Annotated in this window: 7 protein-coding genes; 6 read left to right on the top strand and 1 reads right to left on the bottom strand. The window is 37.4% G+C overall.

The annotated features are described in order from the left end of the window. On the bottom strand, positions 1–827 hold an 827-nt coding region (locus tag KIB08_RS04640), incomplete at its 3' end, for an AraC family transcriptional regulator (protein WP_303990204.1). 162 nt (positions 828–989) lie between these two features. Here KIB08_RS04640 and KIB08_RS04635 point away from each other — a divergent pair. From KIB08_RS04635 to uvrB, 6 genes are all read left to right on the top strand, one after another. Next, a complete protein-coding gene (locus tag KIB08_RS04635) occupies positions 990–2744 on the top strand; it encodes an ABC transporter ATP-binding protein (protein ID WP_303990201.1) in 1755 nt (584 codons plus the stop codon). Then, complete coding sequence (locus KIB08_RS04630) at positions 2728–4449, top strand: ABC transporter ATP-binding protein (protein WP_303990198.1); 1722 nt, start codon at positions 2728–2730, stop codon at positions 4447–4449. The genes KIB08_RS04635 and KIB08_RS04630 overlap by 17 nt, the downstream gene beginning before the upstream one ends. Positions 4450–4698: 249 nt before the next feature. Continuing rightward, a complete protein-coding gene (locus KIB08_RS04625; RefSeq protein ID WP_303990197.1) occupies positions 4699–5337 on the top strand; it encodes a DUF6796 family protein in 639 nt (212 codons plus the stop codon). Positions 5338–5384: 47 nt separating this feature from the next. Beyond that, entirely contained in the window at positions 5385–6209 is an 825-nt protein-coding gene (locus KIB08_RS04620) for a class I SAM-dependent methyltransferase (RefSeq protein ID WP_288186804.1), read from the top strand. A 144-nt stretch (positions 6210–6353) separates the two neighbouring features. After that, positions 6354–7292, top strand: a complete 939-nt coding sequence (locus KIB08_RS04615; RefSeq protein ID WP_288186805.1) for an alpha/beta hydrolase — start codon at positions 6354–6356, stop codon at positions 7290–7292. A gap of 611 nt (positions 7293–7903) precedes the next feature. Continuing rightward, a complete protein-coding gene (uvrB, locus tag KIB08_RS04610) occupies positions 7904–9982 on the top strand; it encodes an excinuclease ABC subunit UvrB (RefSeq protein WP_303990193.1) in 2079 nt (692 codons plus the stop codon).

Here is a 9982-nt window from a genome sequence, read left to right as displayed (position 1 = left end):
AGAGTTTCAGCTACATTCATTCTTTTTCTTTGGGTGTATTCTGTAATGCTTTGACCATATTTTTCTTTGAACAAATTTTTTAATTTTGTTCCGCTCATTCTTGAGATTTTTTCAAGGGTTTCTTGATTTACATTCATGGCGAAATGATCATCTAAGAATCTTGCTACATCTTCAAGTGCTTTATTATCATCAGACTCAATTTTATATTTCTTCCTATTTAAGTAGGTATCTATTGCTATACTTATCCATTCATTTGCTTTGGCTTTAAAGAAAAAATCAGCGGCAGGAGCGTCCATCTTACAATTTAATATTTCCATTGCCACTTTTTCTAAGGCCTTTGTAAGTATAATTTGATTCGTTTGAAGTAAGGTCGAATAAAAAGATTCTGGATCAATATTAATGGATGATAGGTGCTTTTCCAAAAGTTCTCTTTTAAAGCCTATAGAAACAGAAAGATAATATGAATTCTCGTGTAATAAAAACAGGAAGTCATCTCTTATATTATCAAAATCAAGAGTGCATAAAGAGTTTGCAGTCAAAGTTTGATAAGGACTAAATTTCTCGCCATTTGCGCTGACGATGTAGCTTGAATAGATTGAAACATAGTCTGACATACTATAAGTACTATTTTGAATAACTTCTTCTCTGATATAAAAATCGTGGACATCAATAATGAAGCCATCTCCTTCATAAAACCAATAAAGCCCTTCTGCATGAGTTGAATTATTTTTGCTCCAACAAAATGTATGACCTGCACTTGAATACTTCTTATTGTTTTTACATTCATCTACCTTCATATAATCTTTTACAAAATCATAGTAACTCATAATTCGCCTATCCCTTTTAGACAATATTCCAATTAGCCTTATTAATTCAAAACTATTGTATTAGTAATTATAACCGATGTATGATAAAAATGTAATGATAGTTATTATCAACAAAACAAATTTATATCTAAACGGGATATCAAAGAAAAGGGAGATAATATTATGAAGATTTATAAAAAGCTATTTTCTTATGTACAAGACAAAAAATATCTTGGATTTTTCGCTATAATTTTTTCTGCTATATCTGCTGTACTTACAGTATATGGATACTATTTAATCTACAGATTTTTAGACAATTTAATTATCCATACAGATTTATCTGGAGCAGAAAATTTAGCAATAAAATCTGCTCTTATATTAACAGCAGGAGCAATATTTTATTTTGCTTCAGGAGCTTTTTCCCATTTATTGGGATTTAGGCTTGAAACAAATTTAAGAAAAAGAGGAATTGATGGTTTAGAGAACGCAAGCTTTAGGTTCTTTGATTTAAATCCTTCTGGGAAAATTAGAAAGATCATAGATGATAATGCCGCACAAACACATCAGGTTGTAGCTCATATGATTCCTGATAGCTCTCAGGCAATAATTACACCCGTGCTTGTGCTTGTACTTGGCTTTATAGTAAGTATAAGGGTTGGCATCACTTTACTTGCTCTTACAATAATTGGCTGCTTAATTTTAGGGGCAATGATGGGCGAGCAAAAATTTATGAAGATATACCAGGAAGCTCTATCTAAACTAAGTGCCGAGACCGTTGAATACGTTAGAGGAATGCAAGTTGTAAAAATATTTAGAGCAAATGTAGAGTCATTTAAAAGCTTTTATAAGGCGATAAAAGATTATTCAAAGTATGCTTATGATTATTCACTGTCTTGTAAAAAGCCTTATGTTTTGTATCAATGGTTATTCTTTGGATTAATTGCAATTTTAATTATACCTATAGTTTATTTTATGACTAGCTTAGGCAGCGCCAAGATGATATTGCTTGAGCTTATCATGATTTTATTTTTATCGGGAGTCCTCTTTGTTTCATTTATGAGAATGATGTGGTACTCCCTATACATCTCTCAAGGCAATTATGCAGTAGATACCTTAGAGGCGCTTTACGAAGATATGCAAAAAGACAAATTGGTGCATGGTAATGTCAATAATTTCAAAAACTATAATATAGACTTTGACAATGTAAGCTTTGCTTATAATGATAAAGCCGTCATTGAAAACTTATCCTTTAAATTGAAAGAAGGGAAGTCCTATGCACTTGTCGGTTCATCTGGATCAGGTAAATCAACAGTAGCAAAACTTATATCAGGTTTTTACAATGTTAATGAAGGAAGCATAAAGATAGGCGGTATGCCAATATCTGAATATTCTGACGAAGCCTTAATTAAAGCTATCTCCTTTGTTTTTCAAGATTCAAAATTATTCAAGAATAGCATTTATGACAATGTTGCTTTAGCCAATAAAGACGCGGTCAAAGATGATGTCATGAGGGCCTTAAGATTAGCAGGATGCGATTTGATATTAGACAAATTCCCTGAAAGAGAAAAGACAATCATAGGCTCAAAAGGAGTTTATTTATCCGGTGGAGAAAAACAAAGAATTGCAATTGCCAGAGCAATTTTGAAGGATTCCAAAATTATTATTATGGATGAAGCATCAGCATCTATTGACCCGGATAACGAGTTTGAACTACAAAAAGCTTTCAAGAACCTTATGAAGGATAAAACAGTTATCATGATTGCTCATAGACTTTCTACAATTAAAGATGTAGATGAAATTCTTGTAATGGATAATGGAAAAATTATAGAAAGAGGTTCTGACAAAGAATTAATGTCAAGAGATACAAGGTATAAGAGACTGCAAGAGCTCTTTAACAGTGCGAATGAATGGAGAGTTTTAAATGAAGGAGTTTTATAAAAAAAGATTTGCTCTTACAGATAAAGGAGCGAAGAATTTAACTAAAGCAACACTGTCCTCATTTTTGGTTTATTGTATAACCATGCTTCCTGCCATATTACTAATGATTTTTGCGCAAGAAGTTTTGGAGAATATTGACAAAAGCAAGGGATTTTATCTAGCATTCTCAGTTTTGACTTTGATAGCAATGTATATTTTGCTTTCTATCGAATACGATAAATTATATAGCACAACATATCAAGAAAGTGCAGATTTAAGGGTAAGAACAGCAGAGAATTTATCAAAACTACCTCTATCATACTTTTCTAAGCATGATATTTCCGATCTCTCACAAACAATTATGGCTGATATTGAAGGCATAGAGCATGCAATGAGCCACTCGATACCAAAAGTGGGCGGCATGGCACTATTCTTCCCGCTTATATCCATCATGATGCTAGTGGGCAATGTCAAGATGGGTTTAGCTGTAATTATTCCAACGATTCTAAGTTTTATATTTATACCTTTATCTAAAAAACATTCAGTTAAGGGAGAGAAAAGATATTATGACGCCTTAAGAGAAAACTCTGAAAGTTTTCAAGAAAATATCGAGATGCAAATGGAGATTAAAGCCTATGGCTTATCAGAGGAAATGAAAGAAAAGCTGTATGAAAAAATGGATAAAAGTGAAAAAGTCCACTTAAAGACAGAAATAGGACTTATTTTAACTATGTCCATATCTTCAATATTTAGCTTTATTTCCCTTGCTGTCGTAATACTTGTTGGGGTAAATCTAATTATTAATAAAGAGATAAGCCCTCTCTACCTTATAGGATATTTACTAGCGGCTATGAAGATAAAAGACTCTCTAGATGCATCCAAAGAGGGCATGATGGAGATATTTTATTTAACGCCAAAGATTGAAAGACTTAAAGAAATTCAAAATCAAGAATTACAAGAGGGCGAAGACTATAATTTGAAAAAATTTGATATTGATCTAAAAGATGTTGAATTTTCTTACAATAAAGACGCAAAATTTTTAAATGGAATAAATTTTAAAGCTAAGCAAGGAGAGGTAACTGCTTTGGTGGGAGCAAGTGGATGCGGTAAAACAACTATCTTGAAACTCATATCAAGACTTTATGATTATGACGATGGACAAATCTTAATTGATGGCAAAGATATAAAAGAAATATCAACAGAATCTCTTTTTGATAAGGTCTCAATAGTTTTCCAAGATGTGGTTCTTTTTAATCAAAGCGTCATGGAAAATATTAGGATTGGAAAGCAAGATGCAAGTGACGAAGAAGTTATAAAAGCAGCAGAGCTTGCCAATTGCACAGATTTTATAGAAAAAATGGATAAGGGTTTTGATACAGTTATCGGTGAAAACGGTGCTGAGCTATCAGGCGGAGAAAGACAAAGGTTATCTATAGCCAGAGCCTTCTTAAAAGATGCACCGATATTGATATTAGACGAAATTACAGCAAGCCTTGATGTTGACAACGAGAAAAAAATTCAAGAGTCATTAAGTAATTTAATTAAAGATAAGACAGTTGTCATTATTTCACACAGAATGAAGTCCATAGAAAATGCAGACAAGATAGTAGTTCTTGAAAACGGAAGAGTAGAAAGCCAAGGTGACCATGAAGAGCTTTTACAAAAATCAAAGGTTTACAAGAATTTAATAGTAAAGACAAAAATGGCAGAAGAATTTATTTATTAGGAGGACAGAAGCAAAGACTTGCAATAGCATCTGTTATGTATAGGGACTCTCCATTTGTCTATTTCGAAGAACCTGAAAGTGGTATAGATTATTCCAATATGATAAAAAATAAAGGCAGTCTTTGGACTGCCTTTATTTTTTATTTAGTTTAACGCAGTAAATCATATAATTGAAAGGAATCTGTGTTATGTTAGATGCTATAATTATAATGATAATAAATATCATTTAATATAAAAAGGAGTTAGACTTATGACCTTAAACAAATGTATCTTAATAGGTCTCTTGGGTTCATTCTTGATGTTTTTGGGAGACATGATTTTATATTATGATCCAAATGATTACGATGGCAAAGATACTATAAATAGCATTATTGGCATAATGAAAAATGTTAGCACAAAAAGATTATACCTTGGTGGTCTTTTAGGTCCAATATCTGCCTTTATTTATTGTATTGGCTTTTATCATATTGTTTTATCATGTCAAGAAAATTATTTAAGTCTTGCGTGCTTTGTATTTTTAATAAATATTTTTGGCATGATACTGGGAGGCTCTTATCATATTCAATGTGCCTACTTAGGCCTTTTATCAAGATACGAAAACAAGGGAGCCTTTGATGAATTTTTAAAATTTTTAAAATTTCAAGCAAAAATGGTTTTTGGAACTATGGCTATAGCAAACATAGGAACAACATTGATAATTTTATTTGGATTCACAGTATTTCCAATATGGCAAGCTCTATTTACACCTATATTTCTTTTGACTCTCACTCCTCTTGCCGGGAGATTGCCAAAGGGATTGCACATGATTATTCGCGGTGGTTGGTTTAACTTAATATATTTTATTTACTACCTAAGCTTATTGATAAACTATACTAATGTGAATTTATAAGCTTATAAGGCAAAAGATTAAAATTATTATTTACAGGAGAAATTTTTATGAAACAATCAAATTTTATTGATAACAAGACAAAAGCTGACTACAAAAACTGGGTTCCTAAAAGATTGTTGAAGGCTAAGATTGCTGAAAGTATTGTATGTCTTATTTTATTCATCTTATTTGGTGCAAGTGACCTCATTCTTCAAGGAAGGCAAAGGACTATCTGGGGAATTATTTTGGGACTTGCAGCCTTGATACTTTTATTCTTTTCAATCATGCTTTCTCATATGTATCGAACTTTTGATTACAAGGGTAAGAGAAAACTCGCCAAAACTATTATAGAAGGTGTCGCAGAGTATGTTGAGATACCGGATGGTGGAGTTGGACTTGATGTAGGATGTGGCAGCGGTGCACTTACCATAGCATGTGCAAAAAGAAATCCAAAAGCGACCATGGTGGGTTGTGACATATGGAGCGGGGGATATAAGGGTGAATTTTCAAAGAAGCTCTGCCAGGACAATGCGAGGGCTGAGGGAGTAACAAATGTGAGCTTTGAAAATGGCAATGCGGTCAAGCTTCCATTTGAAGATGAGAGCTTTGATGCAGTAACAAGCAACTATGTTTATCACAATATAACGGGGAAAAATAAACAAAAACTTTTACTAGAAACACTTCGTGTACTTAAAAAAGGTGGAGTTTTTGTTATTCATGATTTGATGAGTAAGTCAAGATACGGAGATATGAATAAATTTATCGAAAAGCTTAAAAAAGATGGCTACGAAGATGTGCAATTAATTGATACAACAAAGGGTCTTTTTATGGGTCACAAAGAAGCTTTATTGTTAGGACTTTACGGTTCAACCCTTCTTATTGGGAGAAAATAATCCGCCGGAGACTATCTAGAAAATGATGTGTAACTCCCTTTACTTTATTACAGGCAATAGAGAATGAACCCAGTTTACAAGGATTATCTATAGATGTTAAATTTTGGGAATTGAGATTAATTGAGTATCAATCGGAGGGGTGAAATGAGCGTTGCATATAAAATTGCATCGACAATAGTAAGACTTGCCGGTGTCAAAAAAGTGTTTTTAAAGAACAAAGAAGAGATGCTTGAGTATGCAAAGGGAAAAAACTCAAAGGCGGTATTTGATTTAGATAAAGCGAGGAAAAGAGCCGAGAGAAAAAATTACGATCTCATTGTAAGAGACGTTATGGGATACAGGCTTATATCCTATCAAAAAAATAAGAGCCATGCAGAGGGAGCAGTACTATATCTATTTGGCGGTGGAATGATTACACAACCTGACAAATTGGATTTTGCTTTGTCGGAAAGAATAATGGAACAAACCGGCAAAGATGTTTGGTTTTTATTCTATCCACTTTGCTCGGAAGATGTAAAGATAGATAAGACATACGAAGTTTCATTTGAAACCTATAGGCTGATGACAGAAAGTTATAAGGCGGAAAACATAAGTGTCCTGGGATTTTCATCAGGAGCTTGTCTGGCAATAGGAATATTTTTGCACAACAATGCAATTGGAAGACCTGTTAAAATGCCCGGCAAAATAATTTCAGTATCACCGGGCGGCATACCCGATGTAAATCTAAAAGAAAATAAAGAGATTTGGGAAAGAGTAAATGCACTTAATCACAAAGACATAATAATTGAACCTACATATTTTAAAACGGCAAGGGAAATTACAAAAGGCGATAAAGATCTGCCTGAATATATGCTTGACGGAACTGTGGGAGATTTTACCGACTTTCCGAAAACATATTTTTATTACGGCGAAAATGAATGCCTCTATGCCTTTGCGGAGGAATTTAAAAAAGCAATGGAAAAATACAAAGCTCCATACGAAATCATTGTAGGTAAAGGAATGTGTCACTGCTATCCCTTGGCTAGATTTTTTAGGGAGGGCAGACAGGCCCAGGATGAAATTATTGAATTGTTAAAACAATAATTAAGAGGAAACATATAAACATACAGGGACGCACACTGCTCGGACAACAAACAGATCTCATCGTCAAAGCCGTACACAAAAGTAGCGATGCTAAAGGCCGGGAAGAAGGCGTCATAGTAAGTATTGATGAAAGGAGCAGATTTGTAAATCTGGTCCTTTTTTAAGTTTCTTGTTGAATAGACAAATAGGAAAAATTTATCAAAAATGGTATCTATAAGATGGCCGATAAAGAAAAAAGTTATTGAGCCCAATTTTGAGCCCAATAACTCTATTAACTTTATAAATTTATCAATAATAGGCCAAGTTTATCAAAGCAGAAATTCAGGCAAAACGCTTATTTATAGCCCTTTGTGGTAAATTAGTAGCTTTAGAAAAAGTAACAAAAACCATGATTTAAAACTCCGGAACCGGGTGCGCAGGTTCGATTCCTGCTAGGCGCACCATAAAAATGAAAGTCTCGTGACCGCGAGACTTTTTTTGTACGTCAAAACGGGCGGCGAATAATTTATCTGACATGCTTATTACGCGTGGCGCATAATCAGGGAATAATATAGAATTTTTTAGATATGATATAATAATTATATGAGAAATACGCATATACAGGGGGTACTATGAAACATTTAAAAAGAACATACAGCGGTACACCCGTTCCGTTCAAAGTCCACGCTCCGTTTCAGCCGATGGGCGATCAGCCGCAAGCGATTGCGAATTTGGCGCAGGGGATTCGTGACGGTTATTGGGCGCAGGTGCTGCTGGGAGCTACCGGTACCGGCAAGACGTATACGATGGCGAAAGTGATTGAAGAGGTGCAAAAACCGACTTTGATCATCGCGCCGAATAAAACGCTTGCGGCGCAGTTGGCGAGCGAGTTTCAAGCGTTTTTCCCCGATAATGAAGTGGCTTACTTTGTCAGTTACTACGATTACTACCAGCCGGAATCTTATATTCCGTCGACGGATACCTATATTGAAAAAGACGCGTCGATCAATGATGAGATCGATAAATTGCGCCACTCGGCGACGATGAGTTTATTTGAACGTCGTGACGTAATTATTGTCGCGTCGGTTTCTTGCATTTACGGCTTGGGCGATCCGGAGGACTATACGGAGATGGTGGCGTCTCTGCGTAAAGGTCAGGTGAAGCCGCAAGAGGAAATCCTGCGCAAGTTGGTGGATATTCAATACACACGCAATGATATGAATTTGGTCCGCGGCACGTTTCGCGTGCGCGGTGACACGATTGAAGTGTTTCCGGTCGGCGAGTCGGGGCAGATTATCCGCATCGAGATGTTCGGTGATGAAATTGATCGCCTGACGGAAATCGATACGCTTACGGGCGAAGTGATCGCCGAGCGTACGCACGTCGCGATTTATCCGGCGAGCCATTACGTCACCACCGGCGCGAAAATGGAGCGCGCTTTGCACTCCATCGAAGCGGAGCTGGATGAACGATTGGCGGTATTGCAATCGGAAAATAAATTGTTGGAAGCGCAACGCTTGGAGCAGCGCACCCGTTACGATTTGGAAATGATTCGGGAGATCGGGTACTGCTCGGGCATCGAAAATTATTCGCGGCATCTCTCGGGCCGCGCGCCCGGGGAAGCGCCGTACACGCTGCTGGATTATTTTCCCGATGATTTTTTAATCATGGTCGATGAATCGCATGTCACCGTGCCGCAGTTGCGCGGCATGTACGCTGGTGACCGTTCCCGTAAATTATCGTTGATCGACTACGGTTTCCGTCTGCCTTCCGCGGCAGACAACCGGCCGTTGATGTTTGATGAGTTCGTCGAACGGATCAATCAGATCGTCTATATTTCGGCGACGCCCGGCCCGTATGAAATGTCGGTACAGACGAATATGGCCGAGCAGATTATTCGCCCCACGGGCCTGTTGGATCCGTCGGTGGAAGTGCGGCCGATCCGCGGTCAGATGGATGATCTCTTGGGCGAAATCCGCGCTCGCGTGAAAGATAATGAGCGCGTGATGATTACCACGCTCACGAAAAAGATGGCGGAAGATCTGACGGATTTTCTTAAAGAAATGGATGTCAAAGTGCGCTACCTGCACAGCGATATCGCCACCATCGAGCGGGCGGAGATTATCCGCGATCTGCGCGCCGGCGTATTTGATGTGCTGGTCGGTATCAACCTGCTGCGCGAAGGATTGGATATGCCGGAAGTTTCGCTTGTCGCGATTTTGGACGCGGATAAGGAAGGCTTTTTGCGTTCCGATACCAGCTTGATCCAGACCATCGGGCGGGCGGCCCGTAACTCCAAAGGGCATGTCATTTTATACGCGGATCATGTCACGGACTCGATGGCGCGCGCGATGGAAGAAACAAAGCGCCGTCGCAAAATACAAGAGGCGTATAATACGGAACACAATATTACACCGAAGACCATTATTAAAGAAGTGAAAGATTTAATTTCCCTGACCAAGGTGGCGGAAACGGATTGGCGCAAGGAATATGACGCCGACATGAGCGAAGCGACCGATGAAAGCTTGCATGCCCGTATTGTGGAGACGGAAAAGGCCATGCGCCAAGCGGCGAAAGATTTGGAGTTTGAAAAAGCGGCGCAATGGCGCGATGAACTCGGGCGCTTGCGTCAGGAATGGGCGGATCGCTTCGGTTCGCAGGCACGGGATAAGATGCGCGCGATGAAGAAAAAACCGCGTCGTCATCGCTGA

It is taken from the genome of Negativicoccus succinicivorans (assembly GCF_018372215.1).
GTDB lineage: Bacteria > Bacillota > Negativicutes > Veillonellales > Negativicoccaceae > Negativicoccus.
Note: the sequence above shows the minus strand (reverse complement) of the source record. Positions and strands in the feature narration are given on the sequence as shown.